Annotated in this window: 21 protein-coding genes and 1 pseudogene; 2 read left to right on the top strand and 20 right to left on the bottom strand. The window is 34.6% G+C overall.

The features are described 5' to 3' along the window. Positions 1-36: 36 nt before the first annotated feature. From opp4A to BN349_RS01400, 12 genes are all read right to left on the bottom strand, one after another. Positions 37-1,833, bottom strand: coding sequence for an oligopeptide ABC transporter substrate-binding protein (gene opp4A, locus BN349_RS01455; protein WP_019240491.1), 1,797 nt, complete (start codon positions 1,831-1,833; stop codon positions 37-39). A 15-nt stretch (positions 1,834-1,848) separates the two neighbouring features. Next, a complete protein-coding gene (locus BN349_RS01450) occupies positions 1,849-2,763 on the bottom strand; it encodes an ABC transporter permease (RefSeq protein ID WP_019240490.1) in 915 nt (304 codons plus the stop codon). A 30-nt stretch (positions 2,764-2,793) separates the two neighbouring features. Next, on the bottom strand, positions 2,794-3,756 hold the full coding sequence (gene opp4B, locus BN349_RS01445; RefSeq protein WP_019240489.1) for an oligopeptide ABC transporter permease: 963 nt from the start codon (positions 3,754-3,756) through the stop codon (positions 2,794-2,796). Between the two features lies 1 nt (position 3,757). Then, positions 3,758-4,705, bottom strand: coding sequence for an ABC transporter ATP-binding protein (locus tag BN349_RS01440; protein ID WP_019240488.1), 948 nt, complete (start codon positions 4,703-4,705; stop codon positions 3,758-3,760). A gap of 1 nt (position 4,706) precedes the next feature. Beyond that, positions 4,707-5,714, bottom strand: a complete 1,008-nt coding sequence (locus BN349_RS01435; RefSeq protein WP_019240487.1) for an ABC transporter ATP-binding protein — start codon at positions 5,712-5,714, stop codon at positions 4,707-4,709. A gap of 207 nt (positions 5,715-5,921) precedes the next feature. Beyond that, positions 5,922-6,719, bottom strand: a complete 798-nt coding sequence (locus BN349_RS01430) for a DUF2268 domain-containing protein (RefSeq protein ID WP_026089113.1) — start codon at positions 6,717-6,719, stop codon at positions 5,922-5,924. 310 nt (positions 6,720-7,029) lie between these two features. After that, positions 7,030-8,268: a beta-ketoacyl-ACP synthase II gene (fabF, locus tag BN349_RS01425; protein WP_019240485.1), complete on the bottom strand. Its 1,239-nt coding sequence runs from the start codon at positions 8,266-8,268 to the stop codon at positions 7,030-7,032. Positions 8,269-8,299: 31 nt separating this feature from the next. Beyond that, on the bottom strand, positions 8,300-9,238 hold the full coding sequence (locus BN349_RS01420; RefSeq protein WP_019240484.1) for a beta-ketoacyl-ACP synthase III: 939 nt from the start codon (positions 9,236-9,238) through the stop codon (positions 8,300-8,302). A 325-nt stretch (positions 9,239-9,563) separates the two neighbouring features. Next, positions 9,564-9,749, bottom strand: coding sequence for a ComZ family protein (locus BN349_RS01415; RefSeq protein ID WP_019240483.1), 186 nt, complete (start codon positions 9,747-9,749; stop codon positions 9,564-9,566). A 6-nt stretch (positions 9,750-9,755) separates the two neighbouring features. Further along, entirely contained in the window at positions 9,756-10,730 is a 975-nt protein-coding gene (locus BN349_RS01410) for a BMP family ABC transporter substrate-binding protein (RefSeq protein ID WP_019240482.1), read from the bottom strand. A 178-nt stretch (positions 10,731-10,908) separates the two neighbouring features. Then, positions 10,909-11,682: a hypothetical protein gene (locus tag BN349_RS01405; protein ID WP_019240481.1), complete on the bottom strand. Its 774-nt coding sequence runs from the start codon at positions 11,680-11,682 to the stop codon at positions 10,909-10,911. 55 nt (positions 11,683-11,737) lie between these two features. Continuing rightward, positions 11,738-12,460, bottom strand: coding sequence for a hypothetical protein (locus BN349_RS01400; RefSeq protein WP_026089112.1), 723 nt, complete (start codon positions 12,458-12,460; stop codon positions 11,738-11,740). Between the two features lie 566 nt (positions 12,461-13,026). On the opposite strand from BN349_RS01400, the gene BN349_RS01395 reads away from it, so the two are divergent. After that, positions 13,027-13,209: a YjzD family protein gene (locus BN349_RS01395; protein ID WP_019240479.1), complete on the top strand. Its 183-nt coding sequence runs from the start codon at positions 13,027-13,029 to the stop codon at positions 13,207-13,209. A gap of 66 nt (positions 13,210-13,275) precedes the next feature. Here BN349_RS01395 and clpB read toward each other — a convergent pair whose 3' ends face one another. Both clpB and BN349_RS01385 read right to left on the bottom strand, forming a co-directional pair. Then, positions 13,276-15,873 carry an ATP-dependent chaperone ClpB gene (gene clpB / locus BN349_RS01390; protein ID WP_019240478.1) on the bottom strand — a complete coding sequence of 866 codons (2,598 nt, stop codon included), beginning with the start codon at positions 15,871-15,873 and terminating at the stop codon, positions 13,276-13,278. A gap of 244 nt (positions 15,874-16,117) precedes the next feature. Beyond that, on the bottom strand, positions 16,118-16,297 hold the full coding sequence (locus BN349_RS01385) for a YjzC family protein (protein ID WP_019240477.1): 180 nt from the start codon (positions 16,295-16,297) through the stop codon (positions 16,118-16,120). Positions 16,298-16,475: 178 nt separating this feature from the next. Between BN349_RS01385 and BN349_RS01380 the strand changes: the two genes are divergently transcribed. Further along, positions 16,476-17,285 (top strand): undecaprenyl-diphosphate phosphatase, encoded by an 810-nt coding sequence (locus BN349_RS01380; protein ID WP_019240476.1) that lies wholly within the window; start codon positions 16,476-16,478, stop codon positions 17,283-17,285. A 9-nt stretch (positions 17,286-17,294) separates the two neighbouring features. Here BN349_RS01380 and BN349_RS25695 read toward each other — a convergent pair whose 3' ends face one another. The 6 genes and pseudogenes from BN349_RS25695 to argB all read right to left on the bottom strand — a co-directional run bounded on the left by BN349_RS25695 (position 17,295) and on the right by argB (position 24,614). Further along, positions 17,295-17,435, bottom strand: a complete 141-nt coding sequence (locus tag BN349_RS25695; protein WP_019240475.1) for a hypothetical protein — start codon at positions 17,433-17,435, stop codon at positions 17,295-17,297. A gap of 29 nt (positions 17,436-17,464) precedes the next feature. Next, positions 17,465-18,424 (bottom strand): ornithine carbamoyltransferase, encoded by a 960-nt coding sequence (gene argF, locus BN349_RS01370; protein WP_019240474.1) that lies wholly within the window; start codon positions 18,422-18,424, stop codon positions 17,465-17,467. Further along, a complete protein-coding gene (locus BN349_RS01365; protein WP_019240473.1) occupies positions 18,421-21,537 on the bottom strand; it encodes a carbamoyl phosphate synthase large subunit in 3,117 nt (1,038 codons plus the stop codon). Before BN349_RS01365 ends, argF begins: the two co-directional genes overlap by 4 nt. Further along, a pseudogene (locus BN349_RS23030) lies at positions 21,530-22,611 on the bottom strand (carbamoyl phosphate synthase small subunit). The gene BN349_RS01365 and the pseudogene BN349_RS23030 overlap by 8 nt, the downstream one beginning before the upstream one ends. A gap of 75 nt (positions 22,612-22,686) precedes the next feature. Further along, positions 22,687-23,844, bottom strand: coding sequence for an acetylornithine transaminase (locus tag BN349_RS01355; protein ID WP_026089111.1), 1,158 nt, complete (start codon positions 23,842-23,844; stop codon positions 22,687-22,689). A gap of 2 nt (positions 23,845-23,846) precedes the next feature. Then, entirely contained in the window at positions 23,847-24,614 is a 768-nt protein-coding gene (gene argB / locus BN349_RS01350; RefSeq protein WP_019240471.1) for an acetylglutamate kinase, read from the bottom strand. Positions 24,615-24,625: the final 11 nt, after the last annotated feature.

Raw genomic sequence — 24,625 nt, 5'->3', positions numbered from 1 at the left:
CTTAACTATAAGGGCTACTGAATAAACTTATTTATTTTATTTTACAGCAGTTTCTGCTGTTAATTCCCACTCATGGTAATTATCATCAACTCCAGGTGTAATATCTACACCTTTCACACGATTATTAACTGGGAATAATTCTGTACGGAATTGAGTTGGTACAACTGGAACTTGTTGAGCCATGTATTCTTGCCATTTTTTAAATGCTTCAGCTCTATAAGATGGATCCATCGCTTTTGGAGAGTCAATCGCTGCTAATAGATCATCATTTTCATCAGAAGTAAAGCGGCTCATATTAAATTCTGCTTCTTTTCCATATAAACCGATTGGAGAAGGATTAGTACCAGTAGCCCATGCTGCCATATAAATATCAATTTCTTTATCATTTGCTTGTACTTTATCATAGAAGCTATTAAATTCAATTAAACGTCCTGTAGACAAAGTAACTTTTAAACCAACGTCCTTCCAATTCTGAATATAGAATTGAGCGATTGGTTCCGCATTATCTCCACCTGACATAGATGCCATTTTAATTTCTAATGGTTTTCCGTTTTTATCTTCTCTAGTACCATCACCATCAGTATCTTTATATCCTGCTTCATCTAATAATTTTTTCGCTTTTTCTGGATCATAATTGTATCCTTTTAACGAGCTATCATAATACGTTTTAAATGCTGGTGGAATTAATGAATTCGCGCGTTCACGAAGCCCTAAGTAGAACTGTGTATTAACCTCTTCAAGATTCATCGCATAAGCCATTGCTTGGCGAAGCTTGACATCATTCATTTTTGCATCAGGATTCATCACGCTAACGCCATTTTTCTTATCATACGTACCAAGGTTAAAACCTAAGTATGAATAGGACATTTCTGGTCGACCTAAAATTGTAATATTATCTAAATCTTTATATGTGCTGTAAATATCCGTTGGCATACTTAATGCGAAATCATATTCTCCTGCTTTTAAAGCTGCTACAATTGAAGTTGAAGGTACTGTTTTTAACACGACTTTATCAATCTTCGGTTTGCCTTTCCAATAGTTTTCATTTGCAGCAAACTGAACAGATTCTCCATTAACAATTCGCTCGATTTTGAATGCTCCTAGAGTTAGTGGATTTTTACGAATTTTATCTGAATTTATTAAATCTTTAACAGGTACGTCTTTTAAATAATGACTTGGCTCAGCATAATATAATAGTCCATCGCCAACTGCTGTATAAATAGCTGGTGATACCTTTTTAAATGATATTTCTAGTGTAGAATCATCTACTTTTTTCAAACCTGAAATAGTATCTGCTTTTCCAGCGTGGTATTCTTCCATACCTACAATATTTTTGGCATCTGTATCATAGCGAACACCTGTGTAATCTTTATGTCCAATAATTTGATACGGGAACATAATATCTTCAACCTTTAAAGGTTCACCATCTGACCATTTAACTCCATCACGGATTTTAATTGTTGCTTTTTTATTATCCACATCAACATCTAAGGACGCTATTCCACCTTCTTTTACAAGATAATCCCCATCTGTGGAAAAAATGTTATTTGAAGCAAATTTCATAATCTCTAAATCATACGCATCCTCTGATAACATATCTGTAAATACCCCTTGAAACGGTGAATCTGTTACGAGAGCTACATTTAATGTGCCTCCTTTAATGGCTTCGCCATCATTTTTCATTACTAAAGGAAACGCAGTCTTTTTAACCTCTTCTTTTGTTTTTTCATTTTCTTTTTGTACTTTTTCACTTTTCTTTTCACCTACACAAGCACTTAAGACAAGTACAAGCGTGAATAGAATAGCTAGTAGTGCCCATTTCCTATTTTTCATCCCTTTTCCTCCTTTTTATCCTAATCTTTGTTTTGCATCTGCTGAACGGCGAAGCGCCTGCCCAACATAATTTATTCCTAACATCAATACCAAAATAAGTATTGATGCTGGTAACCAGATCCACAATTTAGTTGATAAAACTTCTGGATTTACCGCATAGAAGACTAGTGTCCCTAAGCTTGGTGTCGATGGAGGCAAACCAAACCCAAGGAAAGTAAGTCCAGTTTCAATTCCAATATTTCCAGCGAAGTTTAACGTAAGTTCAACAATGATAATCGAGCTAAGATTAGGCATTACTTCCTTGAAGATGATTACAAAATCATTCGTTCCCATCGTTTTAGAAGCATTAACATAATCTCGTCTACTTTCTGATAAAGCCTTACTTCGAATAAGCCTCGCTGTTCCAACCCATAAAAAAATACTCATAATCACAATAAAACTTGTGACCGTATATTTAGGAATAATCGTAACGAATACGATAATAATCATTAATGTTGGTAACGTCATAAAGAAATCTATGATTCTCATAAAGACATTATCAATAATTCCTCCAAAATAACCCGATATTAGTCCAATAGTAACTCCCAATATCGCTGTTATTACTGTAATGGCCATTGCAATCGCAATTGAATTTCTTGCTCCGATAATAAGTTGTCCCATTATCGAACGACCACCTTGGTCAGCGCCAAGTAAAAAACCTTCACCTGGTTTCGCATACTTATCTAGTAAACTAACACGCATGACCTCTTCTTGATCTATAAAATTCGCACCAATAAATATCCCTAGTATGAGAACGACTAGACCTACTAATGAAAACATCGCTAGCCTATCTTTTTTAAACTCCCTTGCAATAATTCGAAAGCCAGTTGGCGATACTTCATTTATACTTTTATCAATAATTTCCGTTGAGATTTCAGTTTGTTGATTCATGCCATCGTTCACCTCTCTTTCTACCTTTTATCAGTCTACTCGAATACGTGGATCAACAATGCTTAAGATAATATCTGACAATAAACTTCCTAATAGTGTTAAGAAGCCATATAGTAAGACTAGCGCAGTTATTACACTATAATCTCTAGCTGTAATCGCATGAATAAAAAGTTGACCCATTCCTGGATAAGCAAAAATCGTTTCAATAAAAACGGATCCTCCTAATAATCCAGTAATCGTAAAACCAAAAAAGGCAGCAATAGGTAACAATGAATTTCTAAAAATATGCTTTGAATATACTTTATTAATTGGAATCCCTTTACTTCTAGCTGTTTTTACATAATCTTGACTCTTCGCATCAATAACTTCATTTCTTAAATATTGAATGATTGCTGTCGTACCTAAAACAGCATATGTAATCGCTGGAAGCAAAATATGATAAAACTTACTCCATATATAACCAAATGTCCCCGGAATATATGCGACATCTATAGTACCGCTAGTTGGAAATAAAGGAATCTTATAACCAAATAAGAACAAAAAGATCAATGAAAGAACAAAGGTTGGTATCGCATACGTAATATAACTGTATAAAACGACCGACTTGTCTAATGATGAATTATGATAGCGACCTGATAATACACCTAGTGGAACAGCAATAAGATATACTAGAATTACGCTAACAATTGATAACCATAAGGTGTTCAATCCTCTTTCACCAATTAGTGTGGCAACATCTACTTTAAAGGTATAACTCCTTCCAAAATCTCCTTGAAATGCATTCGTAATCCAATTAAAGTATTGTACATACCATGGGTCATAAAATCCTGATTCGATTCTTAATTCTTCTATCTTTGAAGGATCTGTTTGCGGTGTTATTAAACCAGTAAAGGGATCCCCTGGCATAAATTTGGCTAGAATAAAAACTAATAAACTTAAGACAAATAACTGTGGAATCATCACTAAACAGCGTCTTACTATGACTTTCCACATTTTATATGCCCCCCTTTACAGTATCCTTCTTGGCTACATAGTGAGTTTCACTTAATGGTTTTAAATCGTAAATCTTGCCTTTGTCGTCATAATATATATGCTCGTTTTGTGCATATAATGTTTCAATCTCCCTACGATTCCGTTTTGTTTTATTACGGTGTAACGGATTGATATCTGGTATTGCCGATAATAAACGCTTTGTATAAATATGTTGCGGATTCTCAAAAATCTCCTTACGTGTACCCGTTTCAACAAAACGCCCCTTGTACATAATGGTAATATGATCACACATATGCTTCACAACACCTAAATCATGTGAGATAAATAAATAACTTAAATTAAATTCTTTCTGTATATCTTTCATAAAATTAAGAACCTGAGCTTGTACGGATAAATCTAATGCTGAAACTGGTTCATCAGCAATAATTAGCTTTGGATTGCATGCTAATGCACGGGCAATTCCTATTCGTTGCTTCTGTCCTCCTGAAAATTCATGTGGATATTTATATTGTGCGTCCTCTGTCATACCAACAATCTCTAATAACTCATTAATTCGCCTTTTTTCTTCTTGATCACTTAAATTCTGAAAATTCCGAATAGGTTCCGCAATAATATCCCTAACTCGTTTCCTTGGATTTAAGCTGGAATTAGCATCTTGAAATATCATTTGAATGTCTCTCGTATAATCAGACAGCCGATTTCTTCTCTTATTCGAAATATTTTGCCCTTCAAAAATTATGCTACCAGAAGTAACTTTTTCTAAACCGATAATGGCTTTTCCAGTAGTAGATTTTCCAGAACCAGACTCACCAACTAAACCATATGATTTCCCTTTTTCTATCTCCATGTTGACTCCATCGACTGCGTAAACATAATCAACAATGGTATTAAAAAAACCCCCTCGAATTGGGTAATGAACGCAAAGATCCTTAATTTGTAAAAAACTCATTCTAAATCCCTCCTTCTTCACCTTCAAAATAAAAGTGCTTCCAGCAGGTACATCTTACAAAATGTCCCGGAGAGATTTCATGTAACTCTGGATTATCTTCGTGGAAGTGCTTGTCAATCCAAGGAATACGTGAAGAAAAACGACAACCAGTTCTAGGGAGATTTTTCAATGAGGGCACTAAGCCTTGAATAACACGTAACTTTTCGTTCTCGCTATTCATTTGAGGAATGGAATGAAATAAAGATTTTGTATATGGATGTTTAGGACTACTAAATAATCTTTCAACAGGAGCCTCTTCAATGATTTGCCCTGCATACATAACAGCTACACGATCAGCCATTTCAGCTACTACACCTAAATCGTGAGTAATCAATATAATGCCAGCTTCTGTTTCCGTTTGTAACGCTTTTAGCAAATCTAAAATTTGAGCTTGAATGGTAACATCTAATGCTGTAGTTGGTTCATCAGCAATGATGATTGCTGGTTTACAAGATATAGCGATTGCAATGATTACACGTTGTCTCATTCCCCCGGAGAGCTGATGTGGGAACTGTCTTGCTACCCGTTCAGGATTAGGAATGCCAACTTGTTTCAATAATTCGATAACCCGCTTTGAACGTTGTTCTTTCGTTAAATTCGAATGATAGATCAGGCCTTCAGCAATCTGTTCTTCCACCCTCATCAGCGGATTTAAAGCTGAAAGAGGATCTTGAAATATCATCCCAATACTATTACCACGGATGCCATTCATCTTATTCTCATTTAGCTCTACTAGATTCATATTTTTAAAGAGAATCTTACCCTTTATTTTCGTATTATTATCATCATGAAGACCGATGATTGAGGTCGCCAATGTGCTCTTTCCACATCCAGATTCTCCAACAATGGCTAGTATCTCATTCTTTTTCAATGATATAGACACATTATCAACCGCATCATAGTAGTGATCATTAATCCTAAAACTTGTATGTAAATGATCAATTGTTAATAGAGTTTCTGTTATATTCAATGATAATGCTCCTCCCTGTGTATCTTTACATAAAATTTACATATATAACATTTTTTACATTTTACACTCTAATTTCATTTTCCGTCAATAATTTCTAAAGAAAAAATTTTCTAAAAATAATATGCTAGCTATACGTATGGCTATCGACACTCTCAAATAAGAGTTTGTTCATTTCAGCACGCTGTAGCTTTACAGTGTTACATCACCTTATTTTTCTTTTTGTTTCGACAATTTTATGTAATTTTCGATAATTTTCTCTGGAGAAATATGAAATGAAATTTTATTAGAATAATTATTTGTTTTAAAATATAAATCAACCAAATAATATCCCATGCAATATCCAATCATTGCAGGATAGGTGCCTCTCCCATAAATCAATTGATCATGCTTTTTTTCATTTCTGCTCAATGATGTATTATCTTGAAAATAGGATTTCCAACACTTATCTAAAAAACTAATCGTATATTGCTTTGTCCATGGAGCTAAGTACTTAGAGCCTAGCGCTTTTTCAACTGTATATTCTGCTAAGCCTTCTAAAATAATAGAATCAGCGATGGTATATTCATTTATACTTTTTTTCTGTGTATGTAAACGACACACATGATGATATTCATGAATAAGCAATGCCTCTCTATCCTTCTGATTTAATTTAGGAGATAAAAAGAGAAACAATTTATCAGGAAATGCTAGTCCTGATTTATTATGTCCTTTTATAAATAGTGGTTGTTTTCGATGAGGGAAAATAAAAATTGGAATATCGGGCCCTTTCCATTTTTCTTGATAAACTAAAAATAAGTCCTCCACTTTTTCCCATGTTTGATTTTGCTGTAATTTTTCTATATCTGTTTTTACTTTAGAAGAAGCATGATACATGCCGAATTGTTGAAGATAGTGATAGATTTCTTTATCTGTTAACTTTTCAAAATAGGGTTGTAGCTTGTTACATATTTTCAAAGGGTTATCTCCATATTCTACTAGCCAATCCTCCGTTTTGATCATACCCATTATTTCACCTACTTCTCTTTCATTTTCCAGAAATAAGATGCCCTCTACCATAGTATGATTTTGAAAAGTTTTTATTACACCCGCTACTTATCTATAAGGACTGTTTCTAAAATAGGGTATAAAGTAGGTGCTTAAACACGATTCTTCAATACAATTCTTTTCTTAGTTTTTTCGATTCTCACATAGTTACCTATAATACACAAGACTAAATACCCTATTCTCAAAAGATAACCACAAATCAGTTCTCTTTACCTAAGTAAACTACAAAAAAACTGACACCCAAAATGGATATCAGTTTTCGCTTTTTTGCTTAGTTTTCGAATTTTTTAAATGCAATAGTTGCGTTATGACCACCGAAACCTAGTGAGTTACTAATAGCCGCCTTGATTTCTTGTGATCGCGCTTCATTAGGAACATAATCTAAGTCACATTCTGGGTCTGGTGTGTCTAAATTAATCGTCGGAGGTAGAATACCTTCTTTTATCGCTAATACGGTAAAGATTGCTTCAATTCCACCAGCAGCACCTAGTAAATGACCTGTCATAGATTTCGTTGAACTAACTGCTAGATGATATGCATGTTCACCAAATACTTCTTTTATAGCCATTGTTTCATATTTATCATTGTATTCTGTACTTGTTCCATGAGCATTGATATATCCAACATCTTCAGGTGCTAGACCTGCATCATCAAGAGCAATCTTCATAGCACGTGCTCCCCCCTCTCCACCTGGAGCTGGAGCTGTAATATGATATGCATCTCCTGTAGAACCATATCCAACAATTTCAGCATATATATTAGCACCACGTGCTAGAGCGTGTTCTAATTCTTCAAGCACAACAATTCCAGCACCTTCACCGATAATGAAGCCATCACGATTTGCGTCAAAAGGTCTACTAGCCTTTTCTGGATCTGGATTAGTGGATAATGCTGTGTTAGCGCAGAATCCTGCAACTGACATTTTCGTAATTGGTGCTTCTGCACCACCTGTAATCATCGCATCTGCATCTCCACGTTGAATAACCTTAAATGCATCACCAATAGAATTTGTTCCTGTCGCACAAGCGGTTACTGTACATGAGTTAACACCTTTTGCACCTAAATAAATCGATACTTGGCCAGTAGCCATATCTGGAATCATCATAGGTACAAAGAACGGGCTTACTCTACGATAACCTCTGTTTAAGAAAGTTTCATATTGTGTTTCGAATGTTTCCATTCCACCAATTCCAGAACCAACCCAAACACCAATACGATTCGCATTACTGTCATTAATCTCTAGCTTCGCATCATCTACCGCCATCTTAGCAGCTGCAATTGCATAATGCGTAAAGCGATCCATTTTGCGTGCATCTTTACGATCTACAAATTCGCCAATTGAAAAATCTTTCACTTCTGCTGCTACCTTTGCAGGATACTCATCTTTATTAATTCTTGTTAACGGACCAATTCCTGATTTACCTTGTTTTATATTATTCCAAGTTGTATAAGCATCATTTCCAAGTGGTGTCACTGCACCAATGCCCGTTACTACAACGCGCCTTTTCATGCCTTGTCAGCTCCTTACCATCATTCTTAAATTATCTTCCCCATCGTAATGCAATAGCTCCCCAAGTTAATCCTCCGCCGAAGCCTACCATTACAACAAGATCATTCTCTTTAATTTTACCCGCTTCTAATTCTTCTGCCAATGCGATTGGAATAGAAGCCGCTGAATTATTTCCATATTTATGCACCGTTTTTGACATTTTTTCAGGAGGAAGCTCTAATCGTTCTCTCGCTGACTCCATAATACGTAAGTTAGCTTGGTGTGGAATTAAATAATCTACATCTTCTTTTTTCAAATTTGCTTTTTCTAAAACATTTATACAAGATTGCCCCATTTGACGAACAGCAAATTTAAATACTTCTCTACCATTCATAACAATATGATTTTCACTATCTTGATATAAATATTTTCCTCCAGTACCATCAGCACCAAGTTCAAATGCTAACAATCCTTTTCCGTCAGATACAGGTCCCATTACAACTGCACCGGCACCATCTCCAAATAAAACGGCTGTATTTCGATCATCCCAATTTGTAATCTTAGATAACTTTTCTACACCGACTATTAAAACATATTTATACGTTTTATTTTTTATGAATTGTTCAGCAGTTGCCATGCCATACATGAAACCAGCACATGCAGCACTTATATCCATTGCTGCTGCATTTTTTGCCCCTAACTGTTCTTGAATCATACAAGAAACCGTAGGAAAAGCTTGGTCTGGTGTAACAGTCGCAACTAAAATTAAATCAATTTCTTCGGCTTGAATACCAGATTTCTCTAACGCTTCTAACGCTGCTCTATAAGCCATATGTGATGTATTAACATCCTCATTAGCATGTCTTCTTTCTTGTATTCCTGTACGCGTTCTAATCCATTCATCTGATGTATCCATGATTTTTTCTAAATCAGCATTTGTTACGACTTTTTCTGGTAGGTATCGGCCAATCCCAAGGATTCCAGCATTCATCATAAGCAACCCCTTTTCATTCAAACATTTATATACATTATTAATATCAATTACTATGACTTGGTACTAATTTTACATAATCAAACCTCATCATGCAAGATACAATTTCAATTATTTTATGAAAAGTGCTAGTGTCCAGATTAGCTCTCATCCCCTTATGACAAGCTCGCTCTTCTACTTTCTAGACATAAGAACGGTGCCCACAAGGGACTCTAACTAATAATTACATTCTCATAATATCTCCATATCAAAATAAAAAGGAGCTATTCAGCTTATCAAAAAAGACTGTAGCTCCTCCTACTATAGAACCTAATTCATTGATCTATTACTTTCGACGCAGACCATCACGTTTCCCCATATCATATGCTTCATTCATTACTTTTGTAAATAAGTCCATGAATGTCGGTAGCATATCCATTGAAATCTCAATTCCAACCGATTTTAATTTCTCTTTCGCTTCTGGAAAATGTTTCATAGCAATGTTCATAAACTCCATTTGACGTTTATTCATCATAAGCTACTCCTTTTTAGGAAATGTTCCGGATATTTTATAATTCTCGATATAGCGTTTAATTTTCTCTTGATAAGCCTTTGAAACAAGAGGACTATATCTTCCCATCGTTATGACATCATCTCTAAAATCAAAATAAAACGTACCATTTTTTAATGTGCCATTATTAAATTCCTCTGCTACTATGCTATACAATGTATCGATATGCTGGACTGTACTTGTTAAAACTGTATTTTCCCCAAGGTCTCTTTGATCTGAAACATACCCAATGATAAAAAGCCCTTTTTCCTTCACTTTCTCGATAACTGGTACATTGTATCCATCGCCCGCTGGATAAAATACATCGACATTTTTTAAAATTAACTCATCTAAATACTGTAAAGCTTTTTCATCATCGTCCCAATCATCTACATATTTAACCATAACATTCGTTTCTGGATTCTGGAATTTTGCTCCATCGATAAATCCTTGAATCTCACCTTGCCATTTATATGCAGCAATAACCCCTAAATTGCCAGTCTTACTCATTTTACTAGCAACCATTCCACCAAAATACCCCATTGCATAACCATCAAAATTAACAGATGTTGTATTCCTATTTTCAGCTTTACCGTTCACACTTACAAAATGAATATCAGGATATTTATTCGAAATCTCATTAAATATCTGTACATAATGATTATCATTTCCGATGATGAAGTTTACTCCTTGTCTTTGGAATTCTTTAATTGCACTTTCTACTTGTTCCTTTGAATTAATTTTTTCTCGGTAAAACACATTAACATCAAATTGATTACCTATATCTATTAATGCTTTGTATCCTTTTGTCCCCCATCCTTGGTCATTAATCGTATCAGGAACCAGTAAACCTACAGCATTCATCTGTCCAGGTTCCTCTGTAAAAAAACGAAAAAATGTAAACATACCGACCAGTATTAATACAATAAGTGCTATAGATAATTTAATTAAAGAAGTTTTCATATGACAAAAAATCGGTTCCCTTCCTCAAATTGTAAATAAATTATGACAATTATCATTATACATAATTATTCGCAATTAAGAAGAGAATATCTCTTATAGAATACGATATATATTTCCTAAATTAAGTGAGAATATCATACTATTTATCAGAACAACTCTATATTACATCAGTTATTTGTTATTTCCATTGATCAAGAAATTTTATCTTATCATTATGTTTAGCTAGCTGCTGTAATCCTTTGATTAAGGTAGTATTTGTAGTAACAATAAATGCGTCATCATCATTTTGTTTCGAAGATTCTACTGTAGCTTCTACTTTAAAAAATTCAGCGTAATCCTTTCTCCAGCCCTCATTATATTTAGGCTCGACATTTACGATTAAGCTGCCACTCTGTTGTATCGCTTCTAAATGAGATAAAAAATCATCGATATAAATGGAATGCGACATATCTATTTCATGCTGCTCTCCAAGCATATTTTTTTGAATATTAGATGTAGTAGATATCCAAGGACCGTATAAATCTGATATATATATCCATTGATAAGAGGCATTAGGTGGAAGTGCATTTTTCCAACTTTCAATTTGATCATTGTATTCTTCCGGAAGATTTCGAGGAATAAAAATATAGACTTTACATTGGATTTGAAAAGATGATGGAGTAAATCGATTTAGTGTTTCTAAGAAAAAAAGAAAGCAACTTCTATCTTCCTCTAGTAAATAATCATATATGCTTATATAAATGTTATCATCTTCCTCAATCAAAAAAGAATGATTTTCTGTTAAGAGTGAGAAATTCGCATTACGGCCAATAAACATTTCCTTTGCTTCTTGATGTTCAACAGATTTCATATCCCATTCAATCCCTGCCACCCTTTGTCCTTTCTCAAGTAAAAAATTACAAATATGAAATCCGAAAAAGCGAAGAGCACCGACAACAATATTCCTTGACATGAATCATCCTCCTACTGCATCAACCTTTATTTAATATTATATGCAGTAGGTAAAATTAAAGGACTTTTTCATACTTTTTAAAAAATGTTATAGCTTCACTTGCTACTTTATATCTTTTTTCTGGTAATAAATATAGTATCTCCGTTTCATCTTGATTATTTTTTTGAAGTTGTTTGTATAACTTCGATTGCTCTTTATAATCATTATCTAAAACATGAATGACTTTTATCGGAACTGAAGCGCTTAGCTTTTCATCTTGAAATTCTTTATAGTTTGTTTCGATTTCATCTTCACTTGTTTCGTATGCTCTCGACATTGATTTCATAAACGGCTTATAATATATAACTCTTTCTCTTTCTTTTTTCCAACTTTGTTTAACAGATAAAACCGGATTTAAAAATACAGCTGAACGAACATTGCCTTTCAGTTCTGATATTAATTGCATTGCAACTAAGGCACCTTTTCCTTCAGCTAATATATGAATTTTATTATTCAATATTTCTTTTTTCATGCACAATTGATAGATGGTTTTAGCTAATTGGACAGCTTTATTATTCCCCCAATGCTCTCCATATAAATTTGATGAAAATCCTGTATATCCTTGCTCTAGTATTTGCTCCAAGATTTGAAAGCGCCCAGGATGTTGTAACCAATAGCTAGATAAATTATTGACATATTGATGATGGTCTCCAATAATGAAGACCGCAAATCCACTTGGTTTTGGAGGATAATATATGATATTCCATTGACCATCATATATAAAACTTCTTAGCATCATAGGCCCGTCCTTTCTATTGTTTCTCCTATTATTTGTATGTAATTTCCGAAAAATGTTAAGAAGAAAAGCCTAATAAATACGCACAATTATAAGAAAAGTTAAAAAACCCATCTTTAATATGCCACAAAATACCACCTAGCTTAATATATCTATCAAGAGTAAAGTTAAATTAGTAGCGTAATATCTGTTAATAGCGTTCGATTATTATAATCTTTCCTTTTTCTTCGAATTTCACCAAAGGATCATTCCTTAAATTTGACCTCATTTTAATTGAAACAATCGTTAGTTTCAATGATTTTCGGGTATCATATTAAATGAATTAAACGATTTTCTTCTTTGGTTAAGTGAATCCCTTTCACTAGCATTTATTCTGAAGTTCAATACAATCGCTCATCTCCAATTCACATGATTTTTGTGAAAAAACAGTGAGTTTTGTTTATATCAGAATAATGTATATATTGTGAGTTATTAACCAAATAAATCGTTAAATATTCAAAAAGTCGTTTCCTAAATAGAAGGAAATATGGTAATATGTAAAGTATTGACGAACATAAGAGGTGAAAAGTATGCGCTATATAGTTACCTTTTTCTGGGTTTTCTTATTAATGCAAATGGTTACTTACGTAGTTAGTTCTATGATTGGTGTTGATTACTCATTCCAAACAGGAGCCGTTCTATCAATACCTATTACTATAATCGTTTCGCTTTTACCGTTAGTTATTCCTAACGAGCCAGTGGATCAACATTAATGAAGAAAAAAGAGGCAAGCTATTTAGCTAGCCTCTTTTTTCTTAAAATTTCAAAAACCTGTTACTTTATTTTAATGTTACGACAAGCTGATCATTCTCTACAGTAACGAACGCCTTTTTATTCTCTGTGACACCACCAGCAATTAGCTGTCTTGCTAGTGCCGTTTCTACATGTTTTTGAATGTATCTTTTAAGTGGTCGTGCACCGTAAACTGGATCATACGCCGCATTTGCTATAAACGTTCTAGCTTCGTCACTCAACTCAATGGTAATTGATCTTTGTGATAAACGTTCTTGTAATTCCTTCATTAAGATATCGACAATTTTATTCACTTCTGTTAATGATAGTGGTTTAAACATAATAATATCGTCGACACGATTTAAGAATTCTGGTCGGAAGTGCCCTTTTAATTCTGTCATTACACGATTTCTGGCCTCTTCATTAATTTCTCCATCAACAGATCCTTCTATTAAATGTGCCGATCCAATATTAGAAGTCATAATAATAACCGTATTTTTGAAGTCTACAACTCGACCATGAGAATCTGTAATACGACCATCATCTAATATTTGTAATAATAGATTAAAAACATCTCTATGTGCTTTTTCTACCTCATCTAATAGTATTACTGAGTACGGTTGTCTTCGAACAGCTTCAGTTAATTGCCCACCTTCCTCAAAACCTACATAACCAGGAGGTGCACCAATTAAACGAGATACCGTGTGTTTTTCCATATACTCAGACATATCAATACGAATCATATGATCTTCACTATCAAATAATGCTTCTGCCAACGCCTTTACAAGCTCTGTTTTCCCTACACCCGTTGGTCCCATAAATAAGAAGGAACCAATTGGTTTGCCAGGATCCTTAATACCCGCCCGAGCACGAATAACAGCATCCGCAACTAGTTGAACTGCTTCATCTTGTCCCACTACACGTTGGTGCAGTACATCTTCTAAGCGAAGTAATTTTTCTCTTTCACCCTCCATCAGTCTAGTAACAGGGACTCCAGTCCAACGAGCAACAATAGAAGAAATTTCTTCTTCTGTTACTTCTTCTCTCAATAGTTTCGATTCATTTTTACTGTTATTTACATCTTCCTCTAGTTGATGTAGCTCTTTCTCTAATTGAGGTATTTTACCGTGTCTCAATTCAGCCGCTTTATTTAAGTCATACGCGTTTTCCGCATCTTCTAATTGACGTTTTAACTTTTCTAGTAATTCCCGTTTTTCTTGAATTTTTTGCAAACCTGACTTTTCTAGCTCCCATTGTGAACGCATGCTGTTTGCTTCTTCTTTTAAATTAGCAAGTTCTTCTTGTAAAGCTTCTAAGCGTAGCTTACTTTGCGCATCCTCTTCTTTCTTTAATGCTGCTTCTTCAATTTCCAATTGCATTACTTTACGAGTTAATTCATCCAATTCCGTAGGCATAGAATCAATTTCCGTACGAATCATCGCACAAGCTTCATCTACTAAATCAATTGCTTTATCTGGTAAAAAACGATCAGTAATATAGCGATTACTTAGTGTAGCCGCAGCAACAAGCGCACGATCATGAATCCGAACCCCATGGTGAACTTCGAATCTTTCTTTTAATCCACGTAAAATTGAAACTGTATCCTCTACATCTGGTTCCTTAACTAGTACTTGTTGAAAACGACGCTCTAATGCTGGATCTTTTTCAATGTATTGTCGATACTCATCTAAAGTAGTTGCCCCAATACAATGTAATTCTCCACGAGCCAGCATTGGTTTCAACATATTACCGGCATCTAAAGCTCCATCCGTACGACCTGCTCCAACAATCGTATGCAGTTCGTCTATGAATAATAATATTTTCCCTTCACTTTTTTTGATTTCATTTAGAACGGCTTTTAATCTTTCTTCAAACTCTCCACGGAATTTAGCACCTGCAATTAATGAACTCATATCAAGTGAAAAAACGGTTTTATCTTTTAATCCTTCCGGTACATCTTTTCGAACAATTCTTTGTGCTAATCCTTCTACAATAGCTGTTTTACCAACACCTGGTTCACCTATTAAGACTGGATTATTTTTTGTTTTTCTTGATAAAATGCGAATAACATTTCGAATTTCAGAGTCACGGCCAATAACAGGATCTAATTTTCCATTCTTCACTTCTTCAACAAGATCACGTCCATATTTTTTTAAAGCTTCATATGTGCTTTCCGGATTAGAACTAGTCACTTTTTGACTCCCCCTTATTTCTTTAATTGTCACCAAAATTGTCTTTGAATCTAAATTGAATTTTCTTTTCAAAACCTTTATTTCATCAGCTGAACTTGAAAAGAATGCAAGTAATAAATGTTCAATCGATAAATATTCATCCTCTAACTTGCTCATTTCTTTCCATGCTGCATCAATCGCATTTTGGAGATTTTGTGACATATATACTTGGCTACTTCCTGATGAAGTAGAAACTTGAGGTAATCCATCAATTATTTCATTTACCGCATTTGCAAAAGCTTGTAATTGGATGTGTTGGTTTTCCAAAACCCTTTGTAAAATGAAATCATCTTGTTGAATCATCGTTGCCAAAACATGGGCAATCTTTAATTCCTGATTTTGGTTACTCTGTGCAAATTGTTGTGCTCCAACTAACACTTGCTGCACACGTTCAGTCATTTTATTAAAATCCATATTAGCCCCTCCTCTAAACAACGGTATTAATATGCTAGCTACTAAAGCTAAAATAAATCTTTAGTTCCAAACATAAATGGTTTAAGTTTAGTCAAATAACAAGTTTGACCTTTTTTGACCTTTAATATTATTATACAACTTTTTACACATATGTAAAGACAGCTTTCTACAATAAATATTGAATTATGAATAATATGATAATAACCCCCATTTTGGCAAGAAGTGGGGGCTTATTTGTATGTTATTAAGGTTTTCTCTGGTATGTCCAAAGTCGATTATGATTAGAGTTTTCCGGAAAATCATCTCCAGCTTGCAAGTGGATTTTCTTAGGATTTTTGACCATACTACCTGTTTCACCAACTTCGACATAGTACCCGTTATTTGGTGCTTTCTGTCCTGCTCTAAATTGTCGGGATTGTCCCATACAGTCTTCCCTCCTTATAGTTGAAACCATCTATATTATTCCCACATAGCCAAACCTTATAAACATACCTATTTTTTACATTTAAGGAACTTTTCCATACCCCTAATACTCTTTACTTTCTCCATTACCTTAGTGTTAAATGAAAAGATGAGATTTATAAATTTTCGGAGGTTCAATAGTGGATTTACTTTTATTACTGAAATACTTATTTTTAGGATTAGTGCAAGGTTTTACAGAACCCATTCCTGTTTCTTCTAGTGGTCATCTTGTGTTAATGCAACACTTCTTTGGTATAGAAATTCCAGGAATGAGTTTTGAATTACTTGTAAATACAGCATCTTTAATTGCTGTTGTATTAATTTATCGAAAAGATATTTGGCGCTTAATTCAAAATGGATTACTTTATTTAACCAAAAGAGAAGAAAGTGCGAAAGCCGATTTTCGATTTATTATTTACTTAATCATTGCAACAATTCCTGCAGCCGTAGCAGCAGTTTTATTTGATGATTATATTGCTGAGCATTTTAAAGGCATAAAAATACTAGCGGTTTCCTTAATAATCACAGGGATTGCGCTATGGTCCATCCGCAAGCTTAAAGGGAGAAAAAATGATAATGATTTATCATTAAAAGATACAATTATTATTGGCTTGGCTCAAGCTGTAGCTCTTATACCGGGTATTAGCCGTTCAGGAGCTACCATTGTTGCTTCAATGCTTCTTGGTACTAAGCAAGAAACAGCTTTACGCTTTTCATTCTTGTTGTACATCCCAATTAGTGTTGGAGGAATGATATTAAGCTTCAGTGATATTATCAACGATCCACAAATTGGCACGTTGGCACTACCTTATACCATTGCATTTCTAGCATCATTAGTCGCTTCCTACTTTGCTTTAAAATGGTTCATGGGCATAATGGCAAGAGGCAATCTAATGTATTTTTCTATCTACTGCTTCATAGTTGGTGGATGCGTATTAATTTTCGCGTAACATTCATATCTAGACCAGAAATAAAACAGCTCCCAACATAATTTGTTCGGGAGCTGTTTCTATTTCTGGAGTAATCTTTGTTTTTAAGCGTTTGGCTCTTTTTTGAGCAGGTAATCCTATTTCTTCATAAAAAAGGATGTCTTCAAACATTCTTCTTTTGAGACATCCTTTTTATTCTATTATGACATTAAATCTACAAGTACTGCTTTTTGAGCATGTAATCTATTTCCTGCTTGATGAAAAATCACAGAGTGAGGTCCATCAATAATTTCAGTTGATACTTCTTCTTCTCGATGCGCTGGTAAACAGTGCATGAAAATATAATCTACTTTTGCCTTTTCCACTAGTTGGGCATTTACTTGAAAGTCAGAAAAATCGGCTAATCTTTTTTCATTTTCATCTTCTTGCCCCATACTCGTCCATACATCACAATAAATCACATCTGCATTTTGAACTGCCTCCTGAGGATCATTTGTAACCACAATAGAGCCTCCTGATTTGGCAGCGTCTAGTTGAACACCTTCAATAATTTTGCTATTTGGTTCATAGCCTTTTGGTGTTGCAATGGCTACATCCATACCTACCTTTGCACATGCTTCCATTAAAGAATGTGCCACATTATTGCCATCTCCAATGTAGGCAATTTTCAATCCTTGAAGCTTGCCTTTTACTTCTTGAATGGTTAGTAAATCAGCCATTGCTTGGCATGGGTGATGCAAATCCGTTAATCCATTGATTACAGGAATACCTCCACATTTAGCAAGCTCTTCTACTTTTTCATGTTCAAATGTTCTAATCATAATACCATTTACATATTCCGCCAACACCTGAGCAGTATCGGCAACTGTTTCTCCTCTACCAAGCTGTAAATCACGATTTGTTAAAAATAAAGCATGACCACCAAGTTGCAGCATACCAACTTCAAAAGATACACGAGTACGAGTAGATGATTTTTCGAAAATCATCGCTAATGTTTTTCCTTCTAAAGGAGAGTATTTCTCTCCATTTTTAAACTTCGTTTTAATATTTGTTGCTAACTCAAGCAACTTCAAAATTTGATCACTTGTTACATCCGTTAAAGATAAAAAATCTTTTGTAGTTAATATCTTATTTGTATTTGTTATTTGTGCTGTTGTCATTTTATCGTCACGCCTTTCTTTTGTTTTGCATGCCAATCCTCTAATGATGCCATTGAAATGTCGCTAAATGATGCACCTTCAACATATGCTTTAAACGTTTCTATACTTGTAAAAGTTAATAAACGATATTTTGCAGCTTGTATGCGTGCTGACTTTTCTTCATCAGCCAAGGTTAGTAACACTTTTCCTCTTTTTTCTTTTAACCAATTTTCCAAGGATCTATCTGTTACAGGAATTAATCCTACCTCTTCCATTTTCTCCTGTAGTTCCACTGGTAGCGAAATCGATGAAGATACGAATACTTCATTCCCATGCATTTTTATACTTTTTTCTAAAAATACAAATGCCTTCGCTAACGCTTCTGCTTTCGTATCACCGATTGCAATTCCTTCTCCAGTCGATTTCATTTCCGGTCCTAACTTACTATCAAGTCCACTCAAAGCAAAAGTTGAGAATACTGGATATTTCACAACAACATATGGCAATTCCTCTAATAAACCAAGCTTTTCAACTAAATCCGACAAAGAATATTTCCCAAGCAATATTTTTGTCGCAATTTGTACTAACTGAACATTTGCTACTTTACTTATTATAGGAATCGTTCGACTTGCTCTTGGATTTACCTCTAGCACGTATACATCTTCATCGGAAATAACATATTGTATATTCATTAAACCTTTGTATTGTAATTTTTTTACAATTTTTTCTGCATATTCTACAATTTTATTTTTCACATTCTCTGATAATGTTTGAGATGGAAGATATGCCATACTATCTCCAGAATGAATACCAGCCTTCTCAATATGTTCTGCAATAATCGGTATACAAATGTCCTTTCCATCAGCTACTAAATCGACTTCTGCCTCTTTTCCAGGTAAATAGCGATCAATTAGTATTGGATAAGTACTTGATGCAATACCTTCTTCTAATTCTTCTTTACTAGAATAAATATGCATACCACTTCCACCGATAACATATGAAGGACGAACTAGAATAGGATATCCTAACTGTTCAGCAAATTGTTTTAACTCTTCCTCACTATTAGCAATCGCTCCAGGAACATGTGGGACATTTAAAACTTCTAGTAAGTCATAAAAACGAGAACGATCTTCAAGTTGGTCAACTGTATCAAAAGAAGTTCCTAACAAATTCACTCCTGCTTGCTCTAGTTCATTAGCTAAATTAATAGCCGTTTGACCACCGAATTGAATAATAACATCTTCTATTTTTTCTGCTTCAATAACATTCAAAACGTACTCTAAAGTTAATGGTTCAAAATACAATTTATCAGCTGTTGCAAAATCAGTACTTACTGTTTCTGGATTATTGTTGATCATAATGCTCTCAATCCCTTCGCTTTGAAGAGCAAATACACTATGAACTGAACAATAATCAAACTCAATTCCTTGGCCAATTCGAATTGGTCCACTACCTACTATCAAAACCTTTTTGCGATTGGATGGTACTTGTTCATTTTCACCGTTGTAAGAGCTATAATAATAGCTTGTTTGAGATGAAAATTCAGCAGCACATGTATCAACGATTTTATAAGAAGCCTCTATTCCATAGCTTTTTCTTTTTTGTCGAACTTCCTTTTCATCTACCTTCCATTGATGTGAAAGATACGCATCAGAAAATCCATACTCTTTTAACATCGTAAATTCTTCTACAGAAATGGAATTCACATTACGTTTATCTATTAGTTTTTCAGCTGCAATTAAATGAGCAAATACAGATAAGAAGAAATAATCTATTTTCGTGTGTTTATGAATTTCTTCAATGCTTATGCCTTTACGTAATAACTCTAGAATGATAAAAAATCTTTCGTCACTATTACCATTCATTTCATGCATCAGCTGATAAACACATTCATTTTCTAATCGTGGTAGTTTTAAACCAACTAATTTCATTTCTAAAGAAGAAACAGCTTTTTGAATGGCACTTTCTAAATTGCGATCAATTGCCATTACTTCACCAGTTGCTTTCATTTGTGTACCTAGTTTACGATTTGCACCAGTAAATTTATCAAATGGCCAACGAGGAAATTTAACTACTACATAATCTAGTGCTGGCTCAAAGCTAGAATATGTGCTTTTTGTAACTGGATTGATCATTTCCGCTAACTGATAACCAACAGCTAATTTTGCAGCTATTCTCGCAATCGGATATCCCGTTGCTTTTGAAGCTAATGCTGATGATCGACTTACCCTTGGATTCACTTCAATCAAATAATATTGCTTACTTGCTGGGTCTAATGCAAACTGAATATTACATCCTCCGATAATCCCTAAAGCAGAGATAATTTTAATCGAAGCTCCTCGTAGCATTTGATACTCTTCATCCGTTAATGTTTGTGAAGGAGCCACAACGATAGAATCACCTGTATGAATACCTACCGGATCAATATTCTCCATATTACATACAGTAATACAAGTACCTGAACTATCACGCATTACTTCATATTCAATTTCTTTAAATCCAGCAATACTTCGTTCAATTAAACATTGTGTGATTGGACTTTCTTGTAGGCCACCTCTTACTAGTTCTTTGAAAGAGTCTAAATCAGCTGCGATACCGCCTCCGGTTCCACCAAGTGTATAAGCTGGACGAACTATAATAGGGAAACCAATTTTTTCTGCAAATGCTACAGCTTCATCCAATGTATGCACAATCGAACTATCTGGAACAGGTTCGTTAATTTCAAACATTAATTGTCTGAAAAGCTCACGATCCTCTCCTTTTTTTATTGATTCAATTGGTGTTCCTAGAAGCTTAACATTATACTTTTCTAATACTCCTGCTTCATCTAACTCGTAGGCTAAATTCAAACCTGTTTGCCCACCAAGTGTTGCTAGTAAACCATCAGGACGCTCTTTCTCAATAATTTGGGTAATCGATTCTTTTGTAAGAGGCTCAAAATACACAACATCCGCATTACTTTCATCCGTCATAATTGTTGCCGGATTATTGTTTATTAAAATAACCTTGTAACCTTCTTCCTTTAAGGCTATACAGGCTTGGGTACCACCGTAATCAAATTCTGCTGCCTGACCAATTACGATTGGGCCAGAGCCAATGACTAATATTGTTTGAATTGAAGGATCTTTAGGCATATACTTTTTCTCTCCCGCTTGTACTTTTCACATTTTGTAAAAACTCATCAAAAATAATAGAGCTTTCTGCTGGACCTGGATTTGCTTCTGGATGAAATTGTGTTGTAACAATCGGTAATGTATCATGTTGTAGACCTTCTACCGATTTATCATTAACTTGCACAAATCGTATTGTCAATTCTGTATCAGTAAGACTTTTTTCATCAACGACATAGCTATGATTTTGCGATGTCATAAACACTTTGTTTTGTTTAAGATCCAAAACAGGTTGATTAGCCCCTCTATGACCAAATAGTAATTTTTCGTTTTTCCACCAAAGGCTAATGCGATTAGCTGATGCCCTAAACAAATTCCCATGGTTGGATACGCTGAAGATATTGCTTTAATATTTTCCAAGTATGGTGTCATCTCGACCGGATCTCCTGGTCCATTAGATAGTAAAATACCATCTGGTTTTAATGAATTTATCTCTTCCAATGTTGTGTGATAGGGTACAACTGTAACTGTACAATCTTTTTCAACTACATATTCCAAAATGGATTTTTTATATCCAAAATCCATTAAAATAATATGCTCGCTTCCTTTGCCATGAACGCTCTTTTGTTCCTGTGAAACTAGAGGTACTGGTGATTTATACTGAAAGCTCTGCTCTTGAATTGAATAAGTTGGATCGTTATTCAAATAGACAGGCATTGATCCCATCGTACGTATACGTTTAACAATTGCTCTTGTATCTACATTTCCAAGCATCGGTATATTCCATTTATCTAAATACTCCACTAAAGACTTTTTCGCATTGTAATGTGAATATGTCATATCTCCTCTATGAACAATTACTCCAGCTACATGAGGTTTACAGCTTTCAAAATCAACATCATTAATACCGTAATTCCCTATTAACGGATATGTGAAAACAACAATTTGATTTTTATATGATGGATCTGTTAAAACCTCTTGGTATCCCGTCATTCCTGTATAAAATACGATTTCTCCAGAAATAGTATGATCTGGTTGTTTCGTAAGCCATTTTCCTGAAAAAACTTCCCCATTTTCTAAATGTATATAACTGTTCATACTTTCACCCTCTGCTGATGAATATTTATCTAACGATCAGAATAATTATTCATTTCAATTTAAAAATATTCAGCCTTACACGGCTGTTCCACTTACTTGTTTAATTGATTCTACAATTTTCTCTACTGCTATATCGATTTCAGCTTCCGATACATTTAAAGGAGGCAACAATCGGATGACATTCGGCCCAGCTGGCAATACTAGTAACTCTTGTTGCTGTAAACCAAGTATAATCTCATTCGCTTGGCTTGCTAACTCAATCCCCACCATTAATCCAAGTCCTCTTATATCTTTTACAATTGGTAGTTCATTTAATTCCCTTACAAGCTTTTGATTCAAAGCATCACTTTTATGTTCTACTGCTTGTAAAAAATCAGCTTGAAAAATTTCCTCTAAAACAGCTATAGCTGCTGAAGTACTGAGCGGATTACCACCAAATGTAGAGCCATGACTTCCTGCGCCAAAATATGGAATCAATGTCTCTTTACCAAGCATGGCACCAATTGGTAAACCATTTCCTAAACCTTTGGCTACTGTTATGATATCAGGAATAAAGTTAAAGTGTTGAAATGCAAATGCTTTACCTGTACGACCTATTCCTGTTTGCACTTCATCGATAATGATTAATGCTCCAACATTTTTCGCTACTTCTTGAACAGTTCGTAAAAACTCTTCTGTAGCGCAATAAATACCGCCTTCACCTTGAACGATTTCAAACATAATCGCTGCTGTATCTTCATCAACCACGCGTTTTACATCTTCTACATTATTAAACGTAATATATTCAAAATGATCCAGCATTGGTCCATAGCCAATTCGTACTTTTTCTTGACCAGTTGCTCCCATTGTAGCATATGTTCTACCATGAAATGACTGATTACACGTTACAATTTTCTTTCTACCTGTAGCTTTTTTAGCTAATTTAATTGCTGCTTCATTTGCTTCTGCACCACTATTACAAAAGAAGGCTGCTTCTAATCCTGATTCTGCTGTTAACTTATCAGCTAATTGTTCTTGTAGCGGCTGCTGAAATAAGTTCGAAGTATGCCAGTAATTTGCTAACTGCTTCTGAATAGCATCTTCTACATTATGAGGTCGATGTCCTAAATTCAATACGCCAATACCAGAAGTAAAATCTAAATATTTCACATCATTCGTAGCAATTAAATAGCTTCCTTCTCCATGTTCAGGAGTAATATCCCATCTTGCATACGTTGGAAAAACATGACTCATCATTATACCCTCACTTTCTCTAAAAAAGATGTTCCTATCCATTTACTATTTTTGAAGAAAGAATCTTTTCCGCTTACGATTCTTACTTGATCAATTCCAGTTTGAAGAACTTGTAATGCCGTCCTTACCTTTGGAATCATCCCTCCGTAAATCACTTGTTTATGAATTAATTGTTCCGCTTCCTCAGAAGTCATCTTTTCAATTAATTGATTATTATCTAAAACCCCTTTAACATCCGTAACAAACACACAGCTTTCAGCATTTAGTGCTTTAGCTACTGCTCCAGCTGCCATATCAGCATTCACGTTTAATGTATGGCCTTCCTCTGAAAGTGCCAGCGGAGTAAGCACAGGTATTAAGCCTAGGCTAAGAACCTGTTTAATAAGCTGGCTATTTACTGCTGTTATTTCTCCCACTTCTCCTAAGTCGACTGAATCAATATACTTTCCTTCTAAAAGCTTAGCATCATTTCCATGCAGTCCAATTGCTGAAAAACCATTCTTTCTTAGTAATTCTACAAGTGAACGGTTTGTTTTCCCAGATAAAACTAGCTCCACAACGTTTAATACTTCTTTCGTTGTCTTTCTTAGACCATTATTAAATTCTGGCTTTATTTTCATCATTTCAAGCATTTCATTAATATCTGGTCCGCCACCATGTACAAATACAAAGTGATACCCTTCTGTCTGTAAATCTTTTAAACTAGCGAAAAAGGACTCTTGTAGTTCATGAAGGATACTACCGCCTAACTTTACTAGTAAGATTTTCATTTCATATCCCC

Origin of the sequence: Bacillus sp. AP8, from assembly GCF_000321185.1 — a bacterium.
GTDB classification, from domain to species: Bacteria; Bacillota; Bacilli; order Bacillales; family DSM-1321; genus Bacillus_AD; species Bacillus_AD massilioanorexius.
The sequence above is the reverse complement of the archived record's forward strand: the minus strand, read 5'-3'. Positions and strand labels throughout refer to the sequence as shown.

Coding starts and splice junctions, on each gene's coding strand:
- BN349_RS01420 (WP_019240484.1), bottom strand. CDS start 9,238: ATGAATGCTGGAATCCTTGGGATTGGCCGATACCTACCAGAAAAAGTC.
- BN349_RS25695 (WP_019240475.1), bottom strand. CDS start 17,435: ATGTTTGAAGACATCCTTTTTTATGAAGAAATAGGATTACCTGCTCAA.
- BN349_RS01430 (WP_026089113.1), bottom strand. CDS start 6,719: ATGGGTATGATCAAAACGGAGGATTGGCTAGTAGAATATGGAGATAAC.
- BN349_RS01400 (WP_026089112.1), bottom strand. CDS start 12,460: ATGATGCTAAGAAGTTTTATATATGATGGTCAATGGAATATCATATAT.
- BN349_RS01410 (WP_019240482.1), bottom strand. CDS start 10,730: ATGAAAACTTCTTTAATTAAATTATCTATAGCACTTATTGTATTAATA.
- BN349_RS01395 (WP_019240479.1), top strand. CDS start 13,027: ATGCGCTATATAGTTACCTTTTTCTGGGTTTTCTTATTAATGCAAATG.
- argF (WP_019240474.1), bottom strand. CDS start 18,424: ATGACAACAGCACAAATAACAAATACAAATAAGATATTAACTACAAAA.
- opp4B (WP_019240489.1), bottom strand. CDS start 3,756: ATGTGGAAAGTCATAGTAAGACGCTGTTTAGTGATGATTCCACAGTTA.
- BN349_RS01365 (WP_019240473.1), bottom strand. CDS start 21,537: ATGCCTAAAGATCCTTCAATTCAAACAATATTAGTCATTGGCTCTGGC.
- fabF (WP_019240485.1), bottom strand. CDS start 8,268: ATGAAAAGGCGCGTTGTAGTAACGGGCATTGGTGCAGTGACACCACTT.
- BN349_RS01385 (WP_019240477.1), bottom strand. CDS start 16,297: ATGGGACAATCCCGACAATTTAGAGCAGGACAGAAAGCACCAAATAAC.
- BN349_RS01450 (WP_019240490.1), bottom strand. CDS start 2,763: ATGAATCAACAAACTGAAATCTCAACGGAAATTATTGATAAAAGTATA.
- BN349_RS01415 (WP_019240483.1), bottom strand. CDS start 9,749: ATGAATAAACGTCAAATGGAGTTTATGAACATTGCTATGAAACATTTT.
- clpB (WP_019240478.1), bottom strand. CDS start 15,873: ATGGATTTTAATAAAATGACTGAACGTGTGCAGCAAGTGTTAGTTGGA.
- argB (WP_019240471.1), bottom strand. CDS start 24,614: ATGAAAATCTTACTAGTAAAGTTAGGCGGTAGTATCCTTCATGAACTA.
- opp4A (WP_019240491.1), bottom strand. CDS start 1,833: ATGAAAAATAGGAAATGGGCACTACTAGCTATTCTATTCACGCTTGTA.
- BN349_RS01405 (WP_019240481.1), bottom strand. CDS start 11,682: ATGTCAAGGAATATTGTTGTCGGTGCTCTTCGCTTTTTCGGATTTCAT.
- BN349_RS01355 (WP_026089111.1), bottom strand. CDS start 23,844: ATGAGTCATGTTTTTCCAACGTATGCAAGATGGGATATTACTCCTGAA.
- BN349_RS01440 (WP_019240488.1), bottom strand. CDS start 4,705: ATGAGTTTTTTACAAATTAAGGATCTTTGCGTTCATTACCCAATTCGA.